We start from the raw sequence: 25,991 nt of genomic DNA, 5'->3' as shown, positions 1-25,991 counted from the left end.
AGGGGTGAAAACGTTTTCAACTAGGGGGATGGAAAATGGTGACTTTGCAGAAAACAGTCGGGCAAGTCGTGAAAGAACAGGCTGCGCTGAATCCGAAGACAGAAGCTTACGTCTATCCGGAACATGGGATTCGAAAAACCTACAAGGAATTTGATGAAGAAACAGATCGCCTGGCAAAGGCATTTATTGGAATTGGGATTGAAAAAGGGGAACATGTGGCCATTTGGTCAGACAACAAGCGTGAATGGCTGCTCAGCCAATTCGCCACCGGGAAAATGGGTGGTATATTAGTGACGGTCAATACGAGCTACCAATCGAGCGAACTTGAATATTTATTGGAGCAGTCGGACGCGACAACTTTGATATTAGGGGAAGAGTTTAAAGGTACGAGTTATATAGAAATCGTCAACACGGTTTGCCCGGAGTTGGCAACGGCTGAAAAAGGCAAAATCGTCAGCAAGAAACTGCCGCATTTCAAACGGGTGATTGTCATGAGCAACTCGAGTTATCCAGGAATCTACACATGGAATGAATTCGAGGCTTTTGCTGAAAAGGTCAGCGACGCTGAGTACCAGGAACGTTTTCATTCGATGGATCCCGACGACGTCATCAACATTCAGTATACATCCGGCACAACCGGATTTCCGAAAGGCGTCATGCTGACGCACCTGAACGTTGTCAATAACGGCAAACTGATCGGTGATACGATGAACCTGACAGAAACCGACCGCTTGTGTATTCCTGTCCCGTTTTTCCATTGTTTTGGCTGCGTGCTTGGAACAATGGCTGCAGTGACGCATTCGACGACGATGGTCATTGCAGAACAGTTTGAACCGAAACGTGTACTGCAAATGGTGCAGGATGAAAAGTGCACAGGACTTCATGGAGTGCCGACGATGTTCATCGCCGAGTTGAACCATCCGGATTTTGCGTCTTTCGATACGTCGACGCTGCGTACAGGCATCATGGCGGGCTCTCCTTGTCCGATCGAAGTGATGAAGAAAGTCATCCATGATATGGGGGCTTCGGAAATTACTATCGCTTATGGCCAGACAGAATCATCACCGGTCATCACACAGACGCGGGCTGATGATGACATCGAAAAACGGGTGTCGACAGTCGGCAAACCGCATACGGGAGTGGAAGTGAAAATCATCGATCCGGTGACAGGACAACAGGTAGCGACCGGAGTGCCTGGAGAACTTTGTACAAGGGGCTACCATGTTATGAAAGGCTACTATAAAAATGTAGAAGCCACAAAAGCTGCGATCGATCCGGAAGGTTGGCTTCATACGGGCGACATCGCTGTTGAAGACGAAGATGGCTATATTGCCATCACCGGACGCATCAAAGATATGGTAATCCGTGGAGGCGAGAACATTTATCCGCGTGAAATCGAAGAATTTCTTTATCAGCATCCTTCTGTACAGGATGTTCAAGTAGTGGGTGTGCCTGATCCGAAATATGGGGAAGAGCTGATGGCATGGGTGATCTTGAAAGAAGGAGAAAAGCTCGATGCAGAAGAGCTGAAAGCTTATTGCACAGGAAAAATATCCCGGCACAAAATTCCGCGCTATATTGAGTTCACCAAGGAATATCCGATGACGGCTTCAGGGAAAATACAAAAGTTCAAGTTGCGCGAGCTATCAGTCGAACAAAGCCGAAAAGCTGAAGTGTGAGAAAAGAAATAACAGAAGTTGTAAGGCATCCTTTTGGGTGCCTTTTCTATTTTGCTTATAGATCAATCCTTGTCCTAGTTTACAATTCTTCATAAAGGGGAGATAAGTAAAAAGAAGTTTGTCTCGAATATAGGGTATTTGGTGTTTCGCAGAAATAGCCGCACCCTTCTTATCTGGCCATCTATCTGTCTAAAAGGAGGAGCTTGCGGATGATTTGGCTGAGCTTCATTTTTGCCATTGGGTTTGTTTTGATCCATCTGTTTTCAAAACGTTTAAAACTGTTGAAAGTGTTGCCGCGAAGCCGGTTCCTTTCCATCGCGGGTGGGATATCGGTCGCATATGTCTTTTTGCACTTGTTGCCGGAACTCGGAGTTTTCCAAGATGAATTGCAGGGTGAACTGGAGAATGGCAGTCTGAGATTTTTGGAAAATCATATATATTTGCTTGCGATGACCGGATTGGTCATCTTTTATGCACTGGAGCATTGGGTGAAGACCTCTAAAAAGAAAAACAGACATCTTGCAGAGCCTAAAGCAGCGACCGGAGTTTTTTGGGTTCACATTATCACTTTTGCTTTGTATAATGGCGTCATTGGCTATTTGCTCGTTAGGGAAGATTATCAGGATATGGGGAGTATGGTTTTGTTTTTTTCCGCGATGGCTGTTCATTTCATGGCCAACGATAAAGGGTTGCGCGCTACCCACCCAGAGGATTACGACCGGTACGGAAGATGGTTGTTGGCTGCGGCGATTCTGATCGGCTGGGGAATTGGTGCCGTTACGGAAGTGCATGATTGGATTATGTCAGTACTGACTGCGTTATTGGCAGGCGGCATTATTTTAAATGTTTTAAAGGAAGAATTGCCGGAAGAGCGGGAGAGCAGTTTATTGGCCTTTTGTACTGGGCTGATTTCTTATTCCGTCCTATTGTTACTTTTGTAAAATAAAAATTTATTTTTATAGCAAAAAAAGAAAGATAATGGTATAATAGTCATACTAAGATAGGTAATAAAGCATGGTATAAAAACGGCTTACCTAAGAGGGTGTTTACAGTGCTTACAGAAGAAGAATTGGCCATTTTCGAATATGAACTGATTAAGTTAATGGATGAATATCGAAAATGTGTTGATCAATCCTTAAAACTGAAAATACAGGAAGACATGACTTGGCTGAAAACGGCTATTTTTTCAACGGGCATGCATGGACAAACAATTGAAAATTAATCATTCGCACCCTGCTTGGCTGACCGCCAGCAGGTTTTTTTGTTTACATGCCAAGAGTGGAATTGTGAACAGGACTGTAACAAAAATCGCTATAAACGCAGCAGCTATGGGCGCCTGATGAGGGTTTCAACATCGGATGCCTTATAATAGAAGGAGGTAAAGTGAAGGAGAGAATGGCATGAACGATTTAAAGCAACTGGCATTTCAGCGGAAGAACAAGATGGCTTTCCTGGCAGTGGCGTCGGTTTTAAAAGGGGTTGCTACCATTGGGCAAGCCTTGTTTTTCGTGGCTATTGCAGATCGGGTCTTTCTTCAAAATGCTGCATTCGAAAGTTTGCTGCCGTTGTTTGTCGGCTTGTTGTCGGCGATCCTGCTGCGTGCAGGTGCCGGGTATGCAATTGGCCGGGCAGGCGTGAACTTGGCTGCTGATGTAAAAAGTGAATTTCGGAGTACTTTAATAAAATCGTTTGCTTCAAATCCGCTGCAATCAGCAGCTCAAGGCCAATCCGGCCAGAAAGTCAGCTTGTTGATGGATGCAGTAGACGAAGTAGATGGGTTCTTCAGCAAATACATTCCACAAATGATTCAAACTTATATTATTCCACTGTTATTATTGGCGGTTATTTTTACTCAAAACTGGACAACCGGAGTTATTATCCTGATTACGGCCCCATTTATTCCGGTTTTCATGGCTATGGTCGGAAAAGGGACGAAAAAAAAAGCGGACGAAAAAATGGAGCAACTCAGCCAGTTTTCGGGTACGTTTCTTGATGTGTTGCAAGGTTTAACGACACTCAAGTTATTCGGACAGGCTGAAAAACAACGGAACACCATCCGCAAGAGCAGTTTAAGTTTCCGAGACTCCACAATGGACGTATTGAAATCAGCGTTTCTTTCTTCTTTGATGCTGGAGTATATCTCAATGCTGAGCATCGGAATCATTGCACTTGAAATCGGTCTGCGCCTTGTCGTCTTCGACAGCATCAGTTTTTTTACGGCATTTTTCATTTTGATTTTAGTGCCGGATTTCTTTAATCTGCTGAAAGATTTCGGCAGCGCCTTTCATACAGCAAGAGGAAGCGTGTCGGCAGCAAATCAATTGTCAGCTGAACTAGAAAAAACTCATCCAAGTCTGGTTTGGGGCAGTGAGAAATTGGCGCCTGAACCACCGCATCTTTCGCTTGAGGGCTTGTCTTTTCAATATGGCGATGATGGTTTTACTTTAGCGCCAATGGATGGTGAGATTCCTCCTTATAGCCAAGTGGCGATCATCGGCAAAAGCGGATCAGGAAAAACGACGCTCATGCAGTTGTTGGCTGGGCTTTTGCCGCAAAGTGAAGGGCGTCTGATGATCAATGGAGTCCAACGGGAGAAAATGAGTGAACAATCCTGGTTTGACCAATTAAGTTATATTTCTCAAAACCCTTACCTTTTTGCAGGCACGATTCGGGAGAACATGGAGATCGGTGCCAATCGGCAAGTCAGTGATGCTGAAATTTTGGATGCAGCTGAAAAGGCAGGGATTGCTGAAATGGTCTTGGCACTTGAGCAGGGATTTGAAACGCCTATTGGTGAAGCAGGTCGTGGATTATCGGGTGGAGAAAAGCAACGGATTGCATTGGCGCGGGCTTTTCTGAAGAAGCCTTCTTTGATTTTATTCGATGAGCCAACAACCGGCCTGGATTTGCGGACCGAACAAATTCTGCAGGATTCACTAAGTGAACTGCAGAAAACATCGACGGTTATCACGGTGGCACACCGTTTGCATACCATCAGGAAAGCGGATCTGATTTTCTTCCTTGACGGCGGCAAGCTTGAAGCTGTTGGAAGCCATGATGAATTGCTGCAAACATATAGTCTATATAAAGAAATGCTATCGGCACAGCAAGGAGGCAGTGTGCGATGAATGAATTAAAGCATGTATTAAAATTGACGCTCATTGAAAAAAAGGATGTCTCGATTGCCATCTTCTTCGGGTTTTTAGCGGGGATCGCCAGTGTGGCATTGATGGGGTCGAGTGGTTATTTAATTTCGAAAGCTGCGTTAACTTCTCAAATGACGACATTGGTTGTGATGGCGGCTTGTCTGAAGTTATTCGGTTTTGCTTCGGCATTGAGCCGGTACGGTGAGCGTTTGTATTCACACCGCGCCACATTTACCATGCTCAGCCATTTAAGGGTCTCATTTTTTGAACGGCTCACGCCGCTTGCACCTGGGATTTTCGGCAAATATCGGAGCGGTGACTTGTTGTCTCGCATTGTAGGAGACGTCGAAAGCCTGCAGAATTTTCTATTGCGTGTTTTTTATCCGCCAGTTGTATTAAGTATCGTTTTTTTAAGCACCATTTTTTTCAGCTCGTTCTTTTCCATAGGCATTGCTTTGGTTATGCTGATCGGCATGCTGTTGACTGTAGTAATCGTGCCTGCTTTGTTCTCTATCCGAAAACGCAAAACAGATGGGCAGGTCAGAGCGATGCGTGGAAGCCTGGCTGTAGAAGCCACCGAATTTCTGTACGGTTTCCGTGATTTGAAAATCCACCAGCAGTTAGGCAAAAAAGAACAGCTGCTGAAAAAAGATGCTGACCAGTATAATGAAGGGCAGCGAAAAGAGGGCTTGGAAGAAAATTTGGCACAGTCAATCAATTCATTGGTCGCGTTGCTGGTTTCATTCTTTGTTCTGGGTGTCGGCGCATATTTTGTTGCCGCTGGTGAACTGGAAGGCTTATATTTGGCGATGCTCGTCATGATTTCCATTGCCGCTTTTGAAAACGTGGCACCTATGGCGGCATTTCCAGCTTACTTTGAAGAAAGCAGAAAAGCAGCTGTGCGATTGGAGGAAATTGTCGCAGTTCCTGGGGCCGCACAAGGAATAGAAAAACTTCCGGATAGACCGCTTGAAATCAACTTGAAAGAAGCGTCCTTCAGTTATCCAGGAGAAACAGCGCTTGCGGTTGATGGGGTATCGCTCCAGTTGAAGCCAGGAACAAAGACTGCGGTTGTCGGGCCCAGCGGTTCAGGCAAGTCGACTTTGATGCAATTATTGCTGAATGTTTTTCCTGTCGATCAAGGCCAATTGTCCATTGGTGGAAAGCCGGTGGAAACACTCGATCAAGAAGCCATTTGGCAGGAAATGAATATCGTCCTCCAGGAAAACCATTTCTTTTTTGGCACAATCCGCAGCAATTTATCGATCGCTAATCCAGCGGCAAGCGATGAGGAGATGGAACGGACATTGGCCCAAGTCCAGTTGGAGTTGTTTCCGCTTGAGATGAAGGTCGAAGAAAAAGGACAGAATTTGTCCGGAGGCCAAAAACAGCGTTTGGCGATTGCGCGTGCTCTTCTAAAAGGGAAGTCGCTCTGGTTTCTGGACGAGCCGGTTTCTTCCGTCGACAGTGTAACAGGAAGAGCCATTTACGAAGAATTGTTCCGACAAGGCCATAATGATACCTTTGTTGTTATCAGTCATGACTTGGTGGGTCTGGAGAAGATGGATCAAATTGCCGTCATGGAAAATGGCCGGATCGTAGAAATAGGTTCTTACAACGAATTAATGAAGAAGCACTCTTATTTCTACCAGTTGAAGCAAATCGAGAATAGTGTTTTTGCATAGAAAAGCGGAAGCAATCGTCTAAGGAAGGTAACCTAAGTACGCGACTTCCTGTCGCAACGGTTACCTGATCCACATCCTGTGGACCTCCGACAGGCATAAGGCACTTTGGCTGTATGGCATTTCTTCAGCCGTATGGCCAGAGGGACTTAAGACCCTGAGAAGCTGGGCACCACAGCTGGACATAGAAAAGCGGAAGCGATCAGCAGCTCTTCCGCACATTAGAGCAAGCAAGGAAAGCCCCTTCATGCGAATATGCATAAAGGGGCTTTTAGGTTCTTGGAGACTTTTTATTTCAACATCAAATAATCGTCTTTTTTGGCATCTTCCAGCTTCATTTGTTCCAGTTCAAGGCGCATCTTCTGTGTTTCGATGACATAGTTATCGTGCTTCAGTTTTTCAAGCTCCAGCTCAGTTTGGAGCATCTTGTGCTTCAGTTTTGTTTGGGCTTGAAAATGTGAAGTGATAATGCCTGCTAATGGAATTGAAAAGACCATGATGACGGCGACGAGACCGGTCATAAGCTCCACTCCGTTCTGATTTTTCTGATTATTTACAGTATACACATATTGCTTGTAATTTTAAAGAGCTTGATTTTCTGAAATACATGACAACTGTCATATAGAAATATAGACGTTTGTGTCTTATTGTCATGTTGCTTTCACTTTATGATTAGGTTAATAAGTTATTCGGATTGAAAAAGTCCGCATAAGGAGGAAGCCGAAAACATGAGCAGAGAAAAAACAGCACAATTACGCAAGTTTGTCGCACCTTTCGAAAAGGCTGACGTCAAAGCAAGTGTAAGACAATTAGCAAATACAATTCCACCTTTCATTTTGGCATGGTTCTTAGCCTATCAGGCGCTTGATGTCTCTATCTGGTTAACAATTGCATTATCAGCAGTGGCTGCGGCATTCGTCATCCGCACATTCATCATCTTCCATGACTGCACACACGGATCATTTTTCAAAAACAAAAAAGCTAACGCAGTTGTCGGGACGATTACTGGCATCATGACACTTTTCGCATATGAAAAGTGGAAACGTGAGCACTCGATTCACCATGCTTCAAGTGGTAATCTTGATAAGCGCGGAGTCGGCGATATCTGGGTTATGACAATTGAAGAATATGTGGAAGCATCGAAATGGGAACGTTTCAAATACCGCATGTACCGCAATCCACTGGTCATGTTTGGATTCGGACCGTTATTCCTGGTCTTGATCTCAAGCCGTTTCAACCGTAAAGATGCACGTAAAAAAGAACGCAATAACACGTACTTGATCAATATCTCGCTTGTTGTCATCTATTCGCTTTTAATCTGGGCAATTGGTTGGCAGGCATTCCTGATCGTTCAAGGTACAACCATGTTTATAGCTGGAGCGTTCGGCATTTGGTTGTTCTATGTTCAACACACATTCGAAGATTCGTATTTTGAAGACGAAAACGAATGGGATTATGTAAAAGCGGCTGTAGAAGGAAGCTCTTATTACCAGCTTCCGAAAGTATTGCAATGGGTAACGGGCAACATCGGTTTCCACCATGTGCATCACTTGAGCCCGCGTGTTCCAAACTACAACTTGGAAAAAGCGCACGAATCCACTCCGCCGCTTCAACAGGCAACAACAATAAACATTAAATCCAGCTTGAAATCATTGCGCTATAAATTGTATGATGCACCAAATAAAACATTCGTTACATTTGGCGACATCAAACACTTATTAGGCCATTCGAAAACTGTTCAACAGTAATAGTTGGCAGAAAAAACCATTCTTAGCAGAATGGTTTTTTCTTTTGCTTATTTTTTGCTATGATTGACTCATATAGAAACGAACAGGAGGCTCTTATGCAAAGCTGGTATCAAATATTTCCTAAAAATCCATGGTTGAGTCTTTACGCCTGGGTCATCTTTTGTATTTTGCCTTTTTTCTTTATTTTTCGTTCTTCCTCATTGCCTGAGATCGTCATCGGCATTTTGCTGCTGCTGCTGTTCTTTATTGCGTACCGTCTTTCATTCAATTCGAAAACCGGCTTTGTCTATGTCTGGGTAAGTATAGAAATGGCTATCAATATCGCGATGATTCTGTTGTTCGGTTATGTTTATCTCGCTATTTTTGTGGCGTTTTTCATCGGCAATCTGCGTAATAAAGTCGGCTTTTTCATCATCTATGGCCTCCATATTGGCACGACGATTGCTGCTGTGGTATTCGGCTTTTTTGAACACAGTGAATTGTATGTTTCGCAGTTGCCGTTTATCGTGCTCAGCATATTGGGAGTTATTCTGCTGCCTTTCAATACCTACAACCGCAACAAACGAGAGAAGTTGGAAGGCCAACTTGAAGATGCCAATAAGCGGATCTCCCAATTGGTTATTATTGAAGAACGCGAGCGGATTGCACGTGACCTGCATGACACTTTAGGACAGAAGTTGTCACTGATCGGTTTAAAAAGTGACTTGGCAGGCAAGTTGATCTACCGGAATCCGGAGTCGGCCTTGAATGAAATCAATGACGTGCGGCAGACAGCCCGTACAGCTCTAAAGGAAGTGCGGGAGCTGGTATCCAATATGCGGGGCACGAAACTGGACGAGGAACTTCTGCGGATTCAGCAAATTTTAAAAGCGGCTGAAATCGATTTTGTGTTTTATGGTTCGCCGCAATTGACCAATACACCGCTGCTTGTTGAAAACGTTTTGAGCATGTGTTTGAAAGAAGCTGTGACAAACGTCGTGAAACACAGTAATGCTACACGGTGCAGTGTCCTGATCAAACAAAATCCTGAAGAAATTCTTGTTCAAGTACAGGATGATGGAAAAGGATTTCCGGAAGGAAACACATCTTTGCAAGGGAATGGATTGGCAGGGATGCGCGAACGTCTGGAATTTGTCAACGGATCAGTGGATATCAAAGTCATGGAAGGCACTACATTGAATATTCGGGTGCCGAACGTGATTCTTTATAGTTCAAAGGAGGCGATTAAATGATCCGAATCGTATTGGCTGAAGATCAGCGGATGATGTTGGGGGCTTTAGGTTCCTTATTGGATTTGGAAGAAGATATGGAAGTAGTGGGCAAAGCATCGAATGGAGAAGAGGCCATTGAACTTGTCGAAAAGCTGCAGCCTGATATTTGTATCATGGACATCGAGATGCCGTTGAAAAGCGGGTTGGACGCAGCAGAAATCTTGAAAGAAAAGCCGTGTAAAATCATTATTTTAACGACCTTTGCGCGCTCAGGTTATTTTGAACGTGCTCGAAAGGCAGGAGTCAGCGGCTATTTGCTGAAAGACAGCCCGAGCGAAGACCTTGCAACATCCATTCGGACAATTATGGATGGACGCCGTATTTATGCACCGGAATTGGTGGATTTGGCATACGGCGACGAAAATCCGTTAACCGAACGTGAGAGCCAGGTAATGGAGTTGATTGCCGAGGGGCGGAGTACGAAAGAAATTGCCAAAGAGTTGTTCATAACGACTGGAACAGTACGCAATTACATCTCGACGATTTTGGATAAGCTGGAAGTGGGGAACCGGATTGAAGCCATTTCCCGTTTTAAAGAAAAAGGATGGTTTAAATAAAATGCCGCTGTCAGCCGACAGCGGCATTTACTTTTCAATCATTCATAAAGTGTATCTGACAAGGAGCCGTCTTCCGTGTAGATATGGAGTTCTCCGTGATTTTTATTGACATAACGCTTGGCTTCTCCCATCAGGCTTTCTTTGGTTTCTTCAATCAAGATGGCTTTTTTGCTGTCTTTTTTCTTTAATTGCCAACCTTCGTCGTGCTTTCTGATTTCATAAATCGGCCGTTCTTCGTCGCCCTCTACGCTTTTTTTTGCCTGATCCAAAGCAATTGGAATGGCACGGCCTTCTTCGTAGCCATCACGAAGCAATGCGTTGGCAATTTCAATGGCTTTATTGCGGACGGCACTGTCTAGATTTTTGAACGAATCCGGATAATCATTTTTGCTCCACGGCATAATAATCTCCTCCTTGAGATTCTTTTCCCCGCTTGGATTGGCTATAAAACCGAAAAAGGGACTTTTAATAAAAGTTAAGGATGTTACACTGTAAAACAAGGAGGGGATAGAATGACAGATACTACTTATCAAATCATTGCACTATCTATTTATCTTGCAGCCATGTTGTTTATTGGTTGGTACGCTTATCGGAAAACAGCAGATTTATCCGACTACATGCTTGGTGGAAGGGGTCTTGGACCAGCAGTTGCTGCACTTAGTGCCGGTGCCTCGGATATGTCCGGTTGGCTCTTGCTTGGCTTGCCGGGGGCGATTTACCTTAATGGACTAGTTGAAGTGTGGATTGCGATCGGATTAACCGTCGGTGCCTTTTTAAATTGGTTCTTCGTTGCACCGAGATTGCGGATTTATTCGTTCGTAACCAGTGACTCGATCACGATTCCAAGTTTTCTGGAGAACCGCCTGAAAGACAAATCAAGGTTATTAAGAATTGTTTCAGGTATTATCATTTTAATCTTTTTTACATTCTACGTTTCATCCGGAATGGTCGCTTCTGGTTTGTTCTTCCAGAGTTCATTCGGTATGGACTATCATTTAGGGTTAGTCTTGGGCTCGATTGTTGTTGTAGCCTACACTTTATTCGGCGGATTCCTGGCCGTCAGCTATACGGATTTTGTTCAGGGCATCATGATGGTGCTGGCTTTGATCGCAGTACCGGCAGTAGGCATTTTTGCCACAGGCGGATTTGGCGAAACAGCTGCCAGCATCCGTGAAGTGGATCCGAACATGTTGAGCCTGATTTCAGGTGCCTCCACCATCGGTGTCATTTCAGCAGTAGCCTGGGGACTTGGTTATTTTGGCCAGCCGCATATCATCGTCCGTTTTATGGCGATTAAAACCTTGAAGGAAGTCCGTGTGGCCCGCCGTATTGGCATGGGCTGGATGATTTTCAGTCTCCTTGGAGCGGCAGCCACAGCACTTGTTGGGATTGCTTACTTCCAGCAGAACCCTTCAGCGACTTTAGTGGATCCTGAATCGGTCTTTCTGGACTTGAGCCAGATTCTGTTCCATCCACTGGTTGCTGGATTTGTACTGGCAGCTGTTTTGGCAGCTATTATGAGTACCATTTCTTCCCAGCTTTTGGTAAGTTCATCAGCGTTGATTGAAGATCTGTATAAGATTGCCTTCAAGAAAGAATCATCGCCAAAAGGATATGTGAACTTAGGGCGTATCGCTGTGGCGTTGATTGCTGTTATTGCCGCCTACCTGGCATGGGAACAGAACAATACGATTCTTGGCTTGGTTGCGTATGCGTGGGCCGGATTCGGTGCCGCTTTCGGACCGATTATCCTGTTGTCTTTATTCTGGCGTAAGCTAACATCAATGGGTGCTTTAGCCGGAATGATCGTCGGTGCTGTAACGGTCATCGTATGGGATTTGATCGGTACAATTCCCGAGGATCCTGGAGCTACTGAAACAACGAATTTCATCGGCAATGTCTATGAAATCATTCCTGGATTCTTCCTGTGTTTGCTTGTTACATGGCTTGTCAGCCTGGTCACATACAAACCAGATGCACAAATTGAGAAAGAATTCGATGAAACAGTTCGATTGATCAACGAAGACAAATAAGTTTACCAACAAAAAGGCGTACAGCTCCTTCCAAATGGAAGGGCTGTACGCCTTTTGCATGCTGAGTTATTAACTATTACGGTTGCGTTGTTTGCGGGATTCCTGTTCCATCCGCTTAAAGCGCTGCAATTCCGATTCCTTAATAGGTGGTGATTCTCTGCGGATGATTTTTGTGAAAGACCAAAGCATCAGTACCAGCAGCACCGTGAACGGCAGAGCTGAAATCAAAGATGCGGTTTGAAGAGCTTCCAATCCGCCCGCATACAGCAGGACTGCTGCAATTGCAGCCATCAGCACACCCCAGACAATCTTGAAGGCTGTTGGTGGATTCAGGCTTCCGTAACTGGTCATAGAAGCCAGAATATAGGTAGCAGAGTCAGCCGAAGTCACAAGGAAAGTGAAAATCAGCAGGATTGCGAGAATGGACATGATGGTTGTCAGCGGCAGAACGTCAAATGTCTGGAACAATGCCGAGGTCAGGTCATTATCGACCGCTTCTGCGATTCCTGTGCCCTGATTCAAGTCATACCAAAGGGCAGTGCCGCCAAAGACGGCAATCCACAGACAGGCGATGGCAGGCGGGATGACAAGCACACCCATAACGAATTCACGTATTGTGCGCCCTCTGGAGACGCGTGCAACAAAGGCACCGACGAATGGAGACCAGGCAATGGCCCAGGCCCAATAGAATATCGTCCAGCCTTCTACCCAGTCGCCGTTTGCATATGGCTGAAGGCGAAGACTGTAAGAAACGAAGTTGGTGATGTAATCGCCCAATGCCAAAGTGAAAGTTTCCATAATGAAAACGGTTGGGCCTGCAATAAAGACAAAGACCATCAGGACCAGCGCCAACCCAAGGTTCAGGTTGCTTAAGTACGCAATCCCTTTTTTCAGGCCGGTAGAAGAAGACAGGGTATAAGCGGCGAACATGACAACGATGATCCCTAACTGAATCGGAAAGGCATTGTCGATTCCAAATACCGCATTCAGCCCGCCATTCATTTGGAGCACGCCAAGCCCAAGAGATGTAGCGATTCCCATCACGGTAGCGATGACTGCCAGCGAATCGATGGAATGCTTGACTAAAGGTTTACCGCCGAGCACCGGCTCAAGTGCCGTGGAAACCAATCCGGGTTTCTTTTTGCGGAATTGCAGAAATCCGATGACAAGACCAACGAGTGCGAATACCGACCACTGGCTGACTCCCCAATGAAAGAATGAATAGCCCATGGCAATTCGAGCCGATTCCGGTGTCTGTGCTTCGTCGCCGAAAGGTGTGGTAAAAAAATGGCTCATTGGTTCGGCTACTCCCCAGAAAACAAGGCCTGCTCCAAACCCTGCAGAAAACAACATGCCAATCCAGGTGAAGAATGGGAACTCGGGGCGATCACTGTCAGCGCCAAGGCGGATGCCGCCGTATTTGGATAAAGCGATGATGATGAGGAAGAGGGTGATGATAAAGACGGCAAGGAGATAAAACCAGCCGAAATTCAAGGTCGTAAAGTTAAATAAAGTTCCTGCTACATCTCCAAAACGGACCGGCATAACCGCGCCTAAGATGACGAGGATAAGTATGACGGTAGCGGATACTAAAAATACGGGATTTCCAAGCGATTTTTTATTCATTGGTACCTCCTAAAAGTTTTTCTATAATTTAGACTACCGAACATAGGGAGTGAAAACCACCCATTCTGGCAAAAAAATCTAAATTGCCATTAAGTTATTGTATGTTTCTTTGGCATATTACTGTTCGCCATTTAAAGGAAACTTGAAGGAAATGGCGAACGGTATAGCGTGGATAAAAATAGGTAAGTGAGGTGCTTTATGAAACTGGATCACATTGTTCATTTTATTCAACAAAATCCTAAAGAAGTTGTGGAACAGTGGCGACAAAAAAACTTCCATGCTGCTGTTGGGGGGCAACACGTAAGCTGGGGGACGCATAACGCGTTGCTGTACTTGAAGGATTGCTATATTGAATGGCTGGCAGTAGAGAAAGAGGAAATTGCTTCCCGTGCAGATCACCCTCTGACAAGGCTGTTGTTGCACGACCAAGTAGGTTTTGGAACCATATGCCTTCGGACCAGCGAGATTCAGGCAGTTCACGAAGACTTAGAAGGCCGAGGGATTAAAACTTCCGGCATTTTGGATGCCGAGCGGCGGACTGAAGCGGGACAAGTGATCAAATGGAAGATGTTATTTATCGAAGAGCCCGTATCGACGAGCTTGCCTTCCCCATTTTTCATTGAATGGCAGGAATCGGACGAGCAACGCTACAGGAAGTTACGGGATAATGGAGCCGTGCAGGATATGAACGAGAAGCTTGCGATCGACCGCTGCGTGTTTGGGGTGTGGAATCCCGAGGAAACGGCAGATGCATGGCGGAAGATTCTCGGCGGCAGCCTGGAATTGCCGAACTGCCGAATTGAATTCAGAAAAACCGATCAGCCAAAGGAACGTCTGGAAGAAGTGCATTTTGTAGATTGTGAAAATAAGGTTGAATATGCACATGGCCGGTACTGGCTACCGCGTCTATAGTTTAGCTGCAGCTAATCTGTGGTAAAATGGATAGATTGAATAGGAAATTGCCTTTCCTGCAAAAGGAGGACATGATTAATGGATGAACTACAAGAAAGAGCGGTCATCGTCGGTGTCCAGCTTCAAAAGGATCTTCATTTCGCATATGGAATGGAAGAACTGCATAATTTAGCAGAAGCTTGTAATGTCGAAGTGGTCGGAGAAGTTACACAAAACCTGGATCGCATCAATCCTTCGCATTACGTCGGAAGCGGTAAAGTGGAAGAAATTAAAGCCTTCTATGAAGAAGCCGATGCTAATCTCGTGATTTTCAACGATGAGTTGTCGCCATCGCAGATTCGGAATTTAGAAGAAGACTTGGAATGCAAAGTCATTGACCGGACAATGTTGATTTTGGATATCTTCTCGCGGCGTGCAAAAACGCGTGAAGCGCAAGTGCAGGTGGAACTGGCGCAGCTTCAATACATGCTGCCGCGTTTGGTCGGCCTGCGTGCATCACTTGGCCGCCAAGGCGGGAGCAGCAGCGGTGGCGTAGCCAACCGTGGAGCTGGTGAAACAAAACTGGAACTGGATCGCCGGAAAATCGAAGACCAAATCTCGAAGCTGCACAAAGAGCTCGAGCATATTAAAGACCAGCGCGTCACGCAGCGCAAACAGCGCACCAAAAAAGGCATGCCCGTCGTGTCGTTGGTCGGTTATACGAATGCCGGAAAATCAACGGTGATGAATGGATTATTGACGAAAACAGGACAAAATGAGGAAAAGCAGGTATTTGAAAAAGACATGTTGTTTGCTACATTGGAAACGTCTGTCCGTCAGATTCGCCTGGAAGACAATAAAAGCTTCTTGCTTACAGACACAGTCGGTTTCGTCAGCAAACTTCCGCATCATTTGGTGAAAGCGTTCCGCTCGACATTGGAAGAAGCCCGCAATGCAGACCTTTTGCTGCATGTTGTCGACGTGTCTAATGAAGAGCACCGTTATATGATGGAAGTCACGAACCTAACCTTGCAGGCCGTTGGAGTTGAAAATGTGCCAACGCTGTATGTCTACAATAAATCCGATTTGGCGGGAATCCGGTACCCGGCCGTAAATGGCGACGGCTTGTGGATTGCTGCAAAAGAAGGAAAAGGTCTGGATGAATTGCTGGAAGTCATCAAAAAAAGGATTTTCGCCGATTATGTCACGTGCCGTATGGTCATTCCGTTCGATCGCGGCGACATTGTCGCTTACCTGAACGAACACGCCAGCATCTTGGAAACCGAATACGAAGAAGAAGGCACCTTGCTGAAAGTGGAACTAAGCCATGCGGATTACGACCGCTACCAGCAATTTGTCATCGGGAAATAGAACGTCAAAAAAGGGACTGTCCCATAAGTCCCTAAAATAAAACCGCTGGAGAAAAATCATTGATTTTTCTCCAGCGGTTTTTGCATTGTATGCGGTTTTTTTTGGATTTATTTTGAAAAGAAGATTAGTTTTATTCCATTAAAAGAGCTTACTATCCAAGTTGAGTGAAATACTTTCTGTTTGGATGTAAATACTTTCCGTAAACAGCTGAATACTTTCTAATAAGCTCTAAATACTTTCCATGCCTTCAAAAAGCTCAGGAATAGGATATATTCGATCTTTATAACTCCTGACGAATGGCATATTTGCCGATTTCAACATCTCGGAGGCGGTAGTAGTGAAATGAATCCCAGTGAATATCCCGCTTGCTGATCGTCATTTTGACCAATGCCTGGTATTGCAGCAATGCATCGAGATAAGCGACCGGATCACAATGGCCACAAATTCCGATGCGCCACATTTCCCGGCGGTAATTCCAGTCATTCAGGACACAATACACCTCTCAAAAATGAATCGCACAGCTTCTTTTTGACTTGTCGTGCAATTTTTTCAGAACTTATTGTTGGAATTGGAGGCGGTGAAGATTGGCGAAAATGCCGTCGGTTTCCAGCAACTCAGTGTATCCGCCTTGTTCGGCAATGCCATCTTCCGTCACCACGATTACGCGGTCAGCATCGCGGATGGTCGCGAGGCGGTGTGCAATAATCAACGTCGTCCGGTTTTCTGCAAGTTCAGCCAATGCCTCTTGGATAACCCGTTCTGTTTGGGTATCGAGTGCCGAAGTGGCTTCATCCAAAATCAAGATCGGTGGGTTTTTCAGGAACATACGTGCGATTGCCAGACGTTGCTTTTGTCCGCCAGACAACTTCAAGCCGCGTTCCCCGATTTGTGTATCATAACCTTGCGGCAGCTTTTGGACAAAATCTTCCAAATGAGCTTTTTTAGCAGCCGCTAAAATTTCTTCTTCGCTGGCATGGCGTTTGCCATAGGCGATGTTTTCGCGGATGGTTCCAGTAAACAGAAAAACGTCCTGTTGAACAATGCCAATTTGTGAACGCAAGGAATGCTTGGTCATGTCCCGGATATCCATGCCGTCAATGGTAATGTTTCCTTGTTGAATGTCGTAGAAGCGTGGTATCAAGGAACAGATGGTCGTTTTCCCGGCGCCTGAAGGTCCAACGAACGCAACGGTTTCACCGGCACGCAAATTCAAATCGATTCCCGATAAAACGGATTTGTTGTTGTCGTAGCCAAAATGGACGTTGTTGAATGAAATATCTCCATTCAGTTTCTCGACAGCTACAGCGTCTTTTCGGTCGTTGATGTCAGGTGCCTGATCAATCAAATCCCGGAATCGGCTGAAACCAGCCATTCCTTTCGGATAGAGCTCAAGCAATGCGCTGATCTTATCGATCGGCTTAATCAAGACATTCAGGAACAATACGAAACTGACAAGTTCCCCGTAAGACAATTCCCCTTGGAAATTGAGCCATGCTCCATAGACCAGCACGACTAAGGTCAAGAGGCGCGTCATCATATAGATGCTCGAATGAGTAGCTGCCATAACTTTGTATGCAATCAGTTTGGCAAGGCGGAAACGGTCGTTATCGGTTTTGAAGCGTTCGATTTCAAATTCTTCATTCGTAAATGACTGGACGACACGCGCTCCTGAAACGCTGTCTTCGACTCGGCCGTTGACGTCGGCGATTTTGCTGTACATATTGCCCCAGGTCTGATTCATCTTGATGTTGCAATACGTGATAAGCCAGATGAGGAACGGAATGACAATCAGAGTAACGAGCGCCAATTTCGGGTTGATCCAGAACATGATGCCGAATGCGCCGAAAAAGGTCATGATGGCGATGAAGAAATCTTCCGGCCCGTGGTGGGCGAGTTCGCCGATATCGAATAGATCGTTGGTGACACGGCTCATGATGTGTCCGGTTTTGGTATTGTCGAAGAAACGGAAGGACTGCCGCTGAACATGGGTGAACAGTTCTTCCCGCATGTCCGTTTCAATATTGATGCCCAGTTTATGCCCCAGGTAACTGACAATATACTGTAGAAATGTACTCAATAGGAAGACAATCAACAACAGGAAGCTGACGGTAGTGATCGTTCCCCAATTGCCGCTTGGCAACAGGTCGTCGATAAACCACTGGACTGCGACCGGAAAGGCAAGTTCCAGGATAGCGACAAAGACCGCGCTGGAAAAATCAATGACAAAAAGCCGTTTGTGCGGCTTATAATACTGGAAAAATTGTTTTAATCTCAATAAAATCCACCTCGTTTTTTTCTCACAATGAAAAGTATAATCGATGTAGGCGAAATAAACGAATGGAATTTGGGTAAATAAAGAATATGAAACTTTTTCCAAGATTTTTCGTAGAATAGCTAAGTCTAGCCAAAGAAGATTTTTTCTCGCTTGTTTGGTGGAGTCACACGGCACTAAAAAAACTTATAGGAGAGTGATTGTTTTGAAGAAATGGATCATGTTTATGAGTACAGCTACATTAGCGATAGGGCTTGCTGCTTGCGGAGAGACAGCAGAACCGGTATCTGGCGATGAGGCGGCGAAAGGCGAAAGCAGCGAGTTGACGGCAGAAGAGGTATATACGAAATCAATGGAGGCATCTGAAGAAATTACGAGCCTTCATGCCGATATTGTAACTGACCAAGTGATGGCTATGCAGCCGGATGGCATGGTGATCAACATGAAAATGGACTCTGCAATGGACATGACCACTGAACCGTTGGCATTCCATCAAACGGCAGAAACATCCATGGTGTCAGAAGACATCGAGAACACCAATCCGATGAGCATGGAAATGTATTTTACAGACCAAGGTTTATATATGTACGAAGAAACAATGGCGACTTGGCTGAAGATGCCGGATGACAGCATCGAGGACTTGAAGGGGCTTGCTGATCAGCAGACCGCTGATCCTTCTCAACAGCTCAAAGAACTCGCAGAATTCCAGGAAGATTTTACTTTTGAACAGTCAGCGGATGAATACATCTTGACGCTTGATGCCTCCGGTGAGGAATTCCAGGAATTGATGGCTCAGCAGCTTGAGAAAACATTGGGGCAAATGGAGCTTGAAGCCCAGACAGCACTTGAAGATATGACCATTCATTCAGTGAATTATGTGATCAATGTCGATAAAGAAACCTTCTTGACGAACAGCTTGGATGTGAAGATGGACATGGATATGAATATTGAAGGAGAATCGATGAACATCAAATCGGATATACAAGCCGATTACAGTAAATACAATGAAATCGAAGCGATTACCATCCCGGCCGAAGTGCTCGAGCAAGCGCAGGAAATTGCAGGTTGACCGACAAGCCCCGATAGGGATTAATGGCGGGCTTTATCTATATGGAAGAAAAGTCCGGCTATGCGCCGAGAATCGTCCTTTTTAAATGGTGGTGCCGTTGCACATCATTAAGAAAGGGCGATTTTTACATGTTAGCTAGTTGGCTTAGCTGTTTAGGAGGAGTTTGCATACATAAACCTTAGTCATGTTCTGAATGTTTGACGAACTTTTGACAAATTAGAATCATTCTCATCTAAATGAAAATAATTCTCAATTAATCATTGACTCTAATTCTCAACATGCTATACTGAAATCTGTACGGCAGTGATAATGATTATCACTATCGAATAATCAATAATGTTTTATTGAGGACAGATGAGGGACAGTAATGAAGAAACGTTATTTAATACCAACATTGATCATACTGTCGATTGTTTCCTTGTTTGTCGGAGTAAGCAGTATCAGTGTTAGTGATTTGCTTGACTTCCAATCGGAAGAGACAGAAATATTCTTGATTAGCCGTCTGCCAAGGCTAGTTGCGATTTTGCTGGCAGGTGCAGGAATGAGTATGGCAGGACTCATCATGCAGCAGTTAAGCCGCAATAAATTTGTGTCTCCGACGACGGCAGGTACATTGGATGCCACTCGGCTTGGGATTCTGGTTTCGATGCTCTTGTTCGCAAACGCATCGATGCTCGAAAAAATGACAGTGGCTTTCGCTTTTGCGCTTGCCGGTACATTCCTTTTCATGCAAATTCTAAACCGCATCAAGTTTAAAGATGCTATATTCATTCCGCTTGTCGGTTTGATGTTCGGGAACATCCTGTCTTCCATCACAACGTTTTTCGCTTATCGCGCGGACGTTATCCAAAACATGTCCGCTTGGCTGCAAGGTGATTTTTCGATGATTATGAAAGGGAGTTATGAACTTCTCTACATCAGTGTTCCGGTATTTATCATCGCCTATCTGTACGCAAACCGTTTTACGGTTGCTGGCATGGGTGAAGACTTCTCCAAAAACTTGGGGATGAAATACCGGAGCGTTGTCAACATCGGATTGGTGCTCGTGGCTTTGATTACAGCGACAGTTGTGTTGACGGTAGGAATTATCCCGTTCCTAGGGTTGATTATTCCGAACATCGTTTCGATCTTCAAAGGAGATCATCTACAAAAAACATTGCCGCATACTGCGATGCTTGGAGCTATTTTCTTGCTGGTGTGCGATATCTTGGGAAGAGTGCTGATTTACCCGTATGAGATTTCCATCAGCCTGATGGTCGGCGTTATCGGAAGCTTTATTTTCCTCTTCTTGTTGTTTAGGAGGAAAGCGTATGCGTGACCTACATAAGATGCTTATACTCGTCGGCTTGGCTTTAGCGGCTTGTGGAGTTTATCTGTTTCAGGATTTGAACGGAAGTTTCGATTATGCATTGCCGAGACGCGGTGTAAAAGTATTCGCTATGGTGTTGACGGGAGTTGCCATTGCCTATGCAACGGTGGTTTTCCAAACCATCACCCATAACCGGATACTGACGCCAAGCATTATGGGCTTGGATTCACTTTATATGCTGCTTCAGACTTTGCTGATCTTTTTCCTCGGTTCAGATCATATTACAATCGTCAATAAGCAAGTGAACTTCTTGCTGTCGATTGCCGTAATGGTAATCTTCGCCTTGTTGTTCTACCGCTTGCTCTTTAAAAAGAATGATCGACCGGTTTACTTTCTCTTGTTGGTCGGTATAATCTGCGGAACGTTTTTCGGCAGTATTACGACCTTCCTGCAGGTGCTGATCGATCCCAACGAATTCTCGATCATTCAGGACCGGATGTTTGCCAGCTTCAATAATGTCAATTCGGATTTGGTGTGGACCTCACTGGTCATCATCACTTTGCTCGTTGCCTTCGCTTGGAAACAAAATTCCTCTTTGGATGTTCTGACATTGGGACGCGATACAGCAATCAATCTCGGTGTAAATTACGACGCGCTGGTAAAACAAATGCTGGTGCTGTCGGCTGTCTTAATCGCAATTGCCACGGCGCTTGTCGGACCGATTACATTTTTCGGTTTGATTGTTGCAAACCTTTCCTACCAATTCTTTACTTCGTATAAGCATTCGGTTTTATTGACAGGGTCTATTGTCATCAGTGTAGTAGCCTTGGTCGGTGGCCAGTGGGTAGTGGAGCGGATCTTCACTTTCAATACGACATTGAGCGTCATCATCAATTTCATCGGTGGAATTTACTTCATCTACCTACTATTAAAGGAGAGTCGATCTAAATGATCCAAGTTCGTGAATTGACAAAGCTATACGGAAAAAAACAAGTTGTGGAAAATGTCTCTGTTGATATCCAGCGCGGTCAGATTACGTCCTTTATCGGACCCAATGGTGCTGGGAAATCCACGCTGCTTTCCATGGTCAGCCGTCTTTTGGATGCGGATACCGGGGAAGTACTCATTGATTCAACCAATACAAAAAAGTTGAAATCCAATGAGTTCTCCAAACGTGTATCGATCTTAAAGCAGTCTAACTACATGAATGTCCGTTTGACGATTCGCGAGCTTGTTTCTTTTGGGCGCTTTCCTTATTCAAAAGGCCGTCTGAATGATGAAGATGAAAAAATGGTGGACCAGTCAATCGACTATATGGATTTGAAGGAAATGGAGAATTCATACCTGGATGAACTTTCAGGCGGGCAACGCCAGCGTGCGTTTATCGCGATGGTCATTGCACAGGATACCGATTACATTCTATTGGATGAACCTTTGAATAATTTGGATATGAAACACTCTGTCCAAATCATGAAAATTTTGCGCCGTTTGGTTGATGAGCTCGGCAAAACTGTGGTCATCGTCCTTCACGACATCAACTTCGCTTCTGTCTATTCCGACCGCATCGTGGCATTGAAAAATGGTCGAGTGGTGAAAGATGGGACAACAGAAGAAATTATTCAAAGTGCGGCATTAAAAGAAATCTATGACATGGATATTCCGATTCAGCAGATGAACAATTGCCGGATTTGCGTATACTTCAATTCTTAAAAAAGAGGAGCTCGAAAAGATATGAAAAAATGGTTATTGGTCGCATTTACCCTTATGATGGTGGCTTTCCTTGCAGCTTGTGGATCCACTGAAGAGTCGACAGAATCTGATACAGCAACTGCTAAGGCAGAAGAAACAGAAGAGATGACAGTTAAGCATGAACTTGGGGAAACAACTTTTGACAAGAACCCAGAAAAAGTTGTCGTATTTGATTACGGTGTCCTTGATTCAATGGACAAATTAGGCATTGAAGCTGTTGCAGGAGTTCCTCAGGAATCTTTGCCGGCATACCTTGAAAAATTTGAAGACGTTGAGAAATATGAAAACGTCGGTACGTTAAAAGAGGCGGATTTTGAAGCGATTAATGCAATGGAACCGGACTTGATCATCATCTCTGGACGTCAGGCTGATATGTACAATGAGTTCGCTGACATTGCACCGACAATCCACATGGCTGTAGATACTACTAAATACATGGAGTCATTCAAATCAAACATGAACACACTTGGCGAAATCTTCGGTAAAGAAGATCAAGTAACAGAAGAGCTAGCAGCAATTGATGCACAGATCGAAGAAGTAAAAGCGACGGTAAGTGAGTCTGATGAAAAAGCGTTGATTACTCTTGCTAACGAAGGCAAAGTAAGTGCTTACGGCGCAGCTTCACGTTTCGGTATCATCCATGATGTATTCGGCGTAAAACAAGCGGATGAAGGCATCGAAGCTTCAACTCACGGCCAAAGTATTTCATTCGAATACATTCTGGAAACAAACCCAGACATGATGTTCGTAGTTGACCGCAACGCTGCTGTCGGAAACGAAGCAAGTGCTGCTGATTCTCTTGAAAATGAATTGGTACAAAAAACAAATGCTTACAAAAACGATAAAATCATCTACTTGGATCCGGATTTCTGGTACCTGTCAGGTGGCGGACTGCAATCTGTTTCTCAGATGGTGAAAGATATACAATCTGCATTTGAATAAGGAATAATTCTAGTCAGCGAGGGTGTTGTGCCCTCGCTGATTTTTTTATTTTATAAGCTTAATCGATTGAAAAAAATGAAATTGGGTATATAATATTTGTATAGGTTTTATATAAGTAACATAGTAATATAGACTGGTATTAAGGGCAAGATACATTATAGAGATGGAAGTGACGAAATGTTTTTAGCGTGGAACGAAATTATAAAGAACAAACTGCGGTTTACGTTGATTATTGGCGTATTGATGCTCGTTGCCTATCTGGTATTCTTTTTATCCGGATTGGCAAGTGGACTGGCTAGCTTGAATAGGGAGGCCGTGGATAAATGGGATGCTGATGCCATCGTCTTGACTGAAGAATCGGATCAGAGCCTGACTCAATCTTCTTTTGGCAGCGATGCAGTCGATATTATTGATGCGGATGAAACAGCTGTTCTGGGGCAATTGAATGCCATTGCACAGACTGGCGACGAAAAAGCCAATGTCTCTATTTTTGGCATCAACAGTGATGAATTCATTATGCCTGAAATAACTGAAGGGAAGGAATTCACTGGTGCCAATCAAGTGATAGCCGGCGATGCACTGAAAGATGACGGCTTTAAACTGGGAGATACCATCAGCTTGTCTTCAACTGAGGAAAAGTTGGAAATTGTCGGATTCACAGACGAAGCACGTTTCAATGCGGCTCCTGTTCTTTATACGGATTTGGATACGTTCGAACAAGTGAAGTTTGGTGAAGCGGCGGGAAGTGAAAGTCAAATCAGCGGAGTTGCTGTACGGACCGATGATATTTCAGGAGTTACAAATGAAGAGGACCTCGCGGTGATTGAGACAGAGACATTCATTGAAAGTCTCCCTGGATATACAGCGCAAAGCCTTACGCTGAACTTTATGATCTACTTCCTGTTTGCTATCTCCTCAGTAATTGTGGCGATTTTTCTTTACGTGTTGACGGTGCAAAAAATCAGTATGTTTGGGGTCATGAAAGCACAGGGAATTCCAAGCGGTTACTTGGCTCGTTCAGTTATTGCGCAGACAGCTATTCTCGCAGCGGTCGGTGTAGTGGTTGGCCTTGGATTGACGCTTTTGACAGGCGCCTTTCTTCCGAGTGCAGTTCCTGTAGCGTTTGATATTCCAACAATGCTGATATACGGATTGGTACTAATTGTGGTAGCCATTCTAGGTGCGGTGTTCTCGGTGTTAACCATTGTGAAAATTGATCCATTAAAAGCGATTGGAGGTTAAATCATGGCAGTATTAGAATTGAATCGAGTAAAAAAGTCATTTGGAACAGGGCATAAAAAAGTAGATGCATTAAAAGAAACGAACTTTCATGCAGAGCGGGGAGAATTGATTGCCGTTATTGGGCCTTCAGGTTCCGGAAAAAGTACATTTTTGACGATTGCAGGAGGGCTCTTATCTCCGACGGATGGGGATATACTGATCAACGATACAAACATCGCGACATTAAATGAAAAACAATTGTCGAAAATCCGGTTAAAGGAAATCGGCTTTATCCTTCAAGCCTCCAATTTGGTGCCTTTTCTGACAGTGGAAAAGCAATTGAAGCTTTTGGATAAAGTCAAAAAGGACAATCTGAACAAAGAACAGTTGGAACAGCTATACAAAGATCTGGGTATTGGGGACCTCCGTGCCAAATATCCATCAGACCTTTCCGGGGGAGAGCGCCAACGGGTGGCAATCGCCAAAGCGCTATATAGCAATCCCTCCATCATATTGGCGGATGAGCCGACAGCCTCTCTTGACTCTGACCGTGCTTATGAAGTAATGGAATTATTGAAAGAAGAAACGAAAAATAAAAAGACCACGACGATTGTAGTGACGCATGATATCCGTCTGATCGAGTATTGCGACAAGGTCTATAAAATGGTCGATGGCGTGCTGGAACTGCAGCAGCCGTGACAGTCGAGTTCGTTTGCCGATATGGCAGACGGGCTTTTCTTATGGCTTATGGTAAACTATGGGTAATGATGAAAGAGGTGAATGCGATGAAGCGTCTATTTTATCCGCTGGCAGTAACCGCCTTACTCGGTTTTTTTGCTATTCTTGTAAATTACTCGAATGAATCCGTAATTCGAATCGATCAATCAGCGGCGGAGCTGCTGGGCGGCAGAGTGTTGCTCGATGGCATGTCCTTTATCGGTGACCCATGGATGATCATTACTGTCAGCCTGTTGCTGCTTGTCTATCTTTGGGTATTCCGGAAAAATTACAGGGGAATGTTGTTTGTCTTTTTTTCTGTAGGTCTCGGAAACGTCTTGAATCAATTGATGAAAGAATGGTTTGAACGCCCGCGCCCGGAGTCGCCGCATGATCTGGAGTCTTTTAGTTTTCCATCTAATCATGCGATGGTTGGGCTGCTCTATCTTTTTACAGTAGCGTACTTTCTCTCGGAGGCAAGTGCTTCCAGAAAATCGAAGGTGATTATCTGGGCAGTGGCTGTTGCATTGGCTGTAACTGTTGCGTTGTCGCGTGTGGCGGGGGGAGAACATTATTTCTCTGATGTAGCTGCAGGTTCACTACTAGGTTACGCGTGGTTTGTTGGAGTTGCGGTCTGGTATGAAATACGAGAACGACAGTTTCGCAACAAGGCAAAGACGCAAAAAGAAGAGGAATTCCTGGATTGAG

24 protein-coding genes are annotated in these 25,991 nt (G+C 44.7%); 19 read left to right on the top strand and 5 right to left on the bottom strand.

Annotated elements, in window-relative coordinates; translation table 11 throughout:
• The first annotated feature begins 35 nt into the window (after positions 1–35).
• The 5 genes from QMA04_RS15565 to cydC all read left to right on the top strand — a co-directional run bounded on the left by QMA04_RS15565 (position 36) and on the right by cydC (position 6,510).
• On the top strand, positions 36–1,679 hold the full coding sequence (locus tag QMA04_RS15565; RefSeq protein ID WP_290186851.1) for an AMP-binding protein: 1,644 nt from the start codon (positions 36–38) through the stop codon (positions 1,677–1,679).
• A 209-nt stretch (positions 1,680–1,888) separates the two neighbouring features.
• Positions 1,889–2,620, top strand: coding sequence for a hypothetical protein (locus QMA04_RS15560; RefSeq protein WP_191715473.1), 732 nt, complete (start codon positions 1,889–1,891; stop codon positions 2,618–2,620).
• Positions 2,621–2,730: 110 nt separating this feature from the next.
• Positions 2,731–2,901, top strand: coding sequence for a hypothetical protein (locus QMA04_RS15555; RefSeq protein ID WP_191715474.1), 171 nt, complete (start codon positions 2,731–2,733; stop codon positions 2,899–2,901).
• A 178-nt stretch (positions 2,902–3,079) separates the two neighbouring features.
• Positions 3,080–4,807, top strand: coding sequence for a thiol reductant ABC exporter subunit CydD (gene cydD / locus QMA04_RS15550; protein ID WP_290186847.1), 1,728 nt, complete (start codon positions 3,080–3,082; stop codon positions 4,805–4,807).
• A complete protein-coding gene (gene cydC, locus QMA04_RS15545) occupies positions 4,804–6,510 on the top strand; it encodes a thiol reductant ABC exporter subunit CydC (RefSeq protein WP_191715476.1) in 1,707 nt (568 codons plus the stop codon). The genes cydD and cydC overlap by 4 nt, the downstream gene beginning before the upstream one ends.
• A gap of 287 nt (positions 6,511–6,797) precedes the next feature.
• On the opposite strand, the gene QMA04_RS15540 is transcribed toward cydC, so the two are convergent.
• Positions 6,798–7,028, bottom strand: a complete 231-nt coding sequence (locus QMA04_RS15540; RefSeq protein ID WP_191715477.1) for a hypothetical protein — start codon at positions 7,026–7,028, stop codon at positions 6,798–6,800.
• A gap of 207 nt (positions 7,029–7,235) precedes the next feature.
• Between QMA04_RS15540 and desA the strand changes: the two genes are divergently transcribed.
• From desA to QMA04_RS15525, 3 genes are all read left to right on the top strand, one after another.
• A complete protein-coding gene (gene desA, locus QMA04_RS15535; RefSeq protein ID WP_191715478.1) occupies positions 7,236–8,255 on the top strand; it encodes a Delta(5) desaturase DesA in 1,020 nt (339 codons plus the stop codon).
• A 95-nt stretch (positions 8,256–8,350) separates the two neighbouring features.
• Positions 8,351–9,487, top strand: coding sequence for a sensor histidine kinase (locus QMA04_RS15530; protein ID WP_191715479.1), 1,137 nt, complete (start codon positions 8,351–8,353; stop codon positions 9,485–9,487).
• A complete protein-coding gene (locus tag QMA04_RS15525) occupies positions 9,484–10,083 on the top strand; it encodes a response regulator transcription factor (protein WP_191715480.1) in 600 nt (199 codons plus the stop codon). The genes QMA04_RS15530 and QMA04_RS15525 overlap by 4 nt, the downstream gene beginning before the upstream one ends.
• Positions 10,084–10,121: 38 nt before the next feature.
• On the opposite strand, the gene QMA04_RS15520 is transcribed toward QMA04_RS15525, so the two are convergent.
• Positions 10,122–10,484, bottom strand: a complete 363-nt coding sequence (locus QMA04_RS15520; RefSeq protein ID WP_191715481.1) for a DUF2188 domain-containing protein — start codon at positions 10,482–10,484, stop codon at positions 10,122–10,124.
• A gap of 111 nt (positions 10,485–10,595) precedes the next feature.
• On the opposite strand from QMA04_RS15520, the gene putP reads away from it, so the two are divergent.
• Entirely contained in the window at positions 10,596–12,116 is a 1,521-nt protein-coding gene (gene putP / locus QMA04_RS15515) for a sodium/proline symporter PutP (protein WP_290186842.1), read from the top strand.
• Positions 12,117–12,185: 69 nt separating this feature from the next.
• Here putP and QMA04_RS15510 read toward each other — a convergent pair whose 3' ends face one another.
• Positions 12,186–13,742, bottom strand: a complete 1,557-nt coding sequence (locus QMA04_RS15510; RefSeq protein WP_290186840.1) for a BCCT family transporter — start codon at positions 13,740–13,742, stop codon at positions 12,186–12,188.
• 198 nt (positions 13,743–13,940) lie between these two features.
• On the opposite strand from QMA04_RS15510, the gene QMA04_RS15505 reads away from it, so the two are divergent.
• Together QMA04_RS15505 and hflX are read left to right on the top strand one after the other, a co-directional pair.
• The gene (locus QMA04_RS15505; RefSeq protein ID WP_290186838.1) at positions 13,941–14,654 is read left to right on the top strand and encodes a VOC family protein; all 714 of its coding nucleotides are present in this window, start codon (positions 13,941–13,943) and stop codon (positions 14,652–14,654) included.
• A gap of 78 nt (positions 14,655–14,732) precedes the next feature.
• The gene (gene hflX / locus QMA04_RS15500; protein ID WP_191715485.1) at positions 14,733–16,004 is read left to right on the top strand and encodes a GTPase HflX; all 1,272 of its coding nucleotides are present in this window, start codon (positions 14,733–14,735) and stop codon (positions 16,002–16,004) included.
• A gap of 280 nt (positions 16,005–16,284) precedes the next feature.
• Here the strand turns inward: hflX and QMA04_RS15495 are convergent, their stop codons facing one another.
• Complete coding sequence (locus QMA04_RS15495; protein WP_290186835.1) at positions 16,285–16,503, bottom strand: hypothetical protein; 219 nt, start codon at positions 16,501–16,503, stop codon at positions 16,285–16,287.
• Positions 16,504–16,560: 57 nt separating this feature from the next.
• Positions 16,561–18,279 carry an ABC transporter ATP-binding protein gene (locus QMA04_RS15490; RefSeq protein ID WP_290186833.1) on the bottom strand — a complete coding sequence of 573 codons (1,719 nt, stop codon included), beginning with the start codon at positions 18,277–18,279 and terminating at the stop codon, positions 16,561–16,563.
• A gap of 202 nt (positions 18,280–18,481) precedes the next feature.
• On the opposite strand from QMA04_RS15490, the gene QMA04_RS15485 reads away from it, so the two are divergent.
• The 8 genes from QMA04_RS15485 to QMA04_RS15450 all read left to right on the top strand — a co-directional run bounded on the left by QMA04_RS15485 (position 18,482) and on the right by QMA04_RS15450 (position 25,990).
• Entirely contained in the window at positions 18,482–19,345 is an 864-nt protein-coding gene (locus tag QMA04_RS15485) for a DUF6612 family protein (RefSeq protein WP_290186831.1), read from the top strand.
• Positions 19,346–19,712: 367 nt separating this feature from the next.
• Positions 19,713–20,663 (top strand): ABC transporter permease, encoded by a 951-nt coding sequence (locus QMA04_RS15480; protein WP_191715489.1) that lies wholly within the window; start codon positions 19,713–19,715, stop codon positions 20,661–20,663.
• Positions 20,656–21,606: an iron chelate uptake ABC transporter family permease subunit gene (locus QMA04_RS15475; RefSeq protein ID WP_290186829.1), complete on the top strand. Its 951-nt coding sequence runs from the start codon at positions 20,656–20,658 to the stop codon at positions 21,604–21,606. The genes QMA04_RS15480 and QMA04_RS15475 overlap by 8 nt, the downstream gene beginning before the upstream one ends.
• Complete coding sequence (locus QMA04_RS15470) at positions 21,603–22,364, top strand: iron ABC transporter ATP-binding protein (RefSeq protein ID WP_191715491.1); 762 nt, start codon at positions 21,603–21,605, stop codon at positions 22,362–22,364. The genes QMA04_RS15475 and QMA04_RS15470 overlap by 4 nt, the downstream gene beginning before the upstream one ends.
• Positions 22,365–22,385: 21 nt before the next feature.
• On the top strand, positions 22,386–23,345 hold the full coding sequence (locus QMA04_RS15465) for a siderophore ABC transporter substrate-binding protein (RefSeq protein ID WP_290186826.1): 960 nt from the start codon (positions 22,386–22,388) through the stop codon (positions 23,343–23,345).
• A gap of 177 nt (positions 23,346–23,522) precedes the next feature.
• On the top strand, positions 23,523–24,587 hold the full coding sequence (locus tag QMA04_RS15460) for an ABC transporter permease (RefSeq protein WP_290186824.1): 1,065 nt from the start codon (positions 23,523–23,525) through the stop codon (positions 24,585–24,587).
• A 3-nt stretch (positions 24,588–24,590) separates the two neighbouring features.
• Positions 24,591–25,265: an ABC transporter ATP-binding protein gene (locus QMA04_RS15455; protein ID WP_290186822.1), complete on the top strand. Its 675-nt coding sequence runs from the start codon at positions 24,591–24,593 to the stop codon at positions 25,263–25,265.
• Between the two features lie 86 nt (positions 25,266–25,351).
• Complete coding sequence (locus QMA04_RS15450) at positions 25,352–25,990, top strand: phosphatase PAP2 family protein (RefSeq protein ID WP_290186820.1); 639 nt, start codon at positions 25,352–25,354, stop codon at positions 25,988–25,990.
• Position 25,991 lies beyond the last annotated feature (1 nt).

It is taken from the genome of Planococcus sp. APC 3900 (assembly GCF_030407735.1).
GTDB classification, from domain to species: domain Bacteria; phylum Bacillota; class Bacilli; order Bacillales_A; family Planococcaceae; genus Planococcus; species Planococcus notacanthi.
This window is presented reverse-complemented; position numbering and strand designations above follow the sequence as displayed.

Coding starts and splice junctions, on each gene's coding strand:
- QMA04_RS15565 (WP_290186851.1), top strand. CDS start 36: ATGGTGACTTTGCAGAAAACAGTCGGGCAAGTCGTGAAAGAACAGGCT.
- QMA04_RS15560 (WP_191715473.1), top strand. CDS start 1,889: ATGATTTGGCTGAGCTTCATTTTTGCCATTGGGTTTGTTTTGATCCAT.
- cydD (WP_290186847.1), top strand. CDS start 3,080: ATGAACGATTTAAAGCAACTGGCATTTCAGCGGAAGAACAAGATGGCT.
- cydC (WP_191715476.1), top strand. CDS start 4,804: ATGAATGAATTAAAGCATGTATTAAAATTGACGCTCATTGAAAAAAAG.
- QMA04_RS15540 (WP_191715477.1), bottom strand. CDS start 7,028: ATGACCGGTCTCGTCGCCGTCATCATGGTCTTTTCAATTCCATTAGCA.
- desA (WP_191715478.1), top strand. CDS start 7,236: ATGAGCAGAGAAAAAACAGCACAATTACGCAAGTTTGTCGCACCTTTC.
- QMA04_RS15530 (WP_191715479.1), top strand. CDS start 8,351: ATGCAAAGCTGGTATCAAATATTTCCTAAAAATCCATGGTTGAGTCTT.
- QMA04_RS15525 (WP_191715480.1), top strand. CDS start 9,484: ATGATCCGAATCGTATTGGCTGAAGATCAGCGGATGATGTTGGGGGCT.
- QMA04_RS15520 (WP_191715481.1), bottom strand. CDS start 10,484: ATGCCGTGGAGCAAAAATGATTATCCGGATTCGTTCAAAAATCTAGAC.
- putP (WP_290186842.1), top strand. CDS start 10,596: ATGACAGATACTACTTATCAAATCATTGCACTATCTATTTATCTTGCA.
- QMA04_RS15510 (WP_290186840.1), bottom strand. CDS start 13,742: ATGAATAAAAAATCGCTTGGAAATCCCGTATTTTTAGTATCCGCTACC.
- QMA04_RS15505 (WP_290186838.1), top strand. CDS start 13,941: ATGAAACTGGATCACATTGTTCATTTTATTCAACAAAATCCTAAAGAA.
- hflX (WP_191715485.1), top strand. CDS start 14,733: ATGGATGAACTACAAGAAAGAGCGGTCATCGTCGGTGTCCAGCTTCAA.
- QMA04_RS15480 (WP_191715489.1), top strand. CDS start 19,713: ATGAAGAAACGTTATTTAATACCAACATTGATCATACTGTCGATTGTT.
- QMA04_RS15475 (WP_290186829.1), top strand. CDS start 20,656: ATGCGTGACCTACATAAGATGCTTATACTCGTCGGCTTGGCTTTAGCG.
- QMA04_RS15470 (WP_191715491.1), top strand. CDS start 21,603: ATGATCCAAGTTCGTGAATTGACAAAGCTATACGGAAAAAAACAAGTT.
- QMA04_RS15465 (WP_290186826.1), top strand. CDS start 22,386: ATGAAAAAATGGTTATTGGTCGCATTTACCCTTATGATGGTGGCTTTC.
- QMA04_RS15460 (WP_290186824.1), top strand. CDS start 23,523: ATGTTTTTAGCGTGGAACGAAATTATAAAGAACAAACTGCGGTTTACG.
- QMA04_RS15455 (WP_290186822.1), top strand. CDS start 24,591: ATGGCAGTATTAGAATTGAATCGAGTAAAAAAGTCATTTGGAACAGGG.
- QMA04_RS15450 (WP_290186820.1), top strand. CDS start 25,352: ATGAAGCGTCTATTTTATCCGCTGGCAGTAACCGCCTTACTCGGTTTT.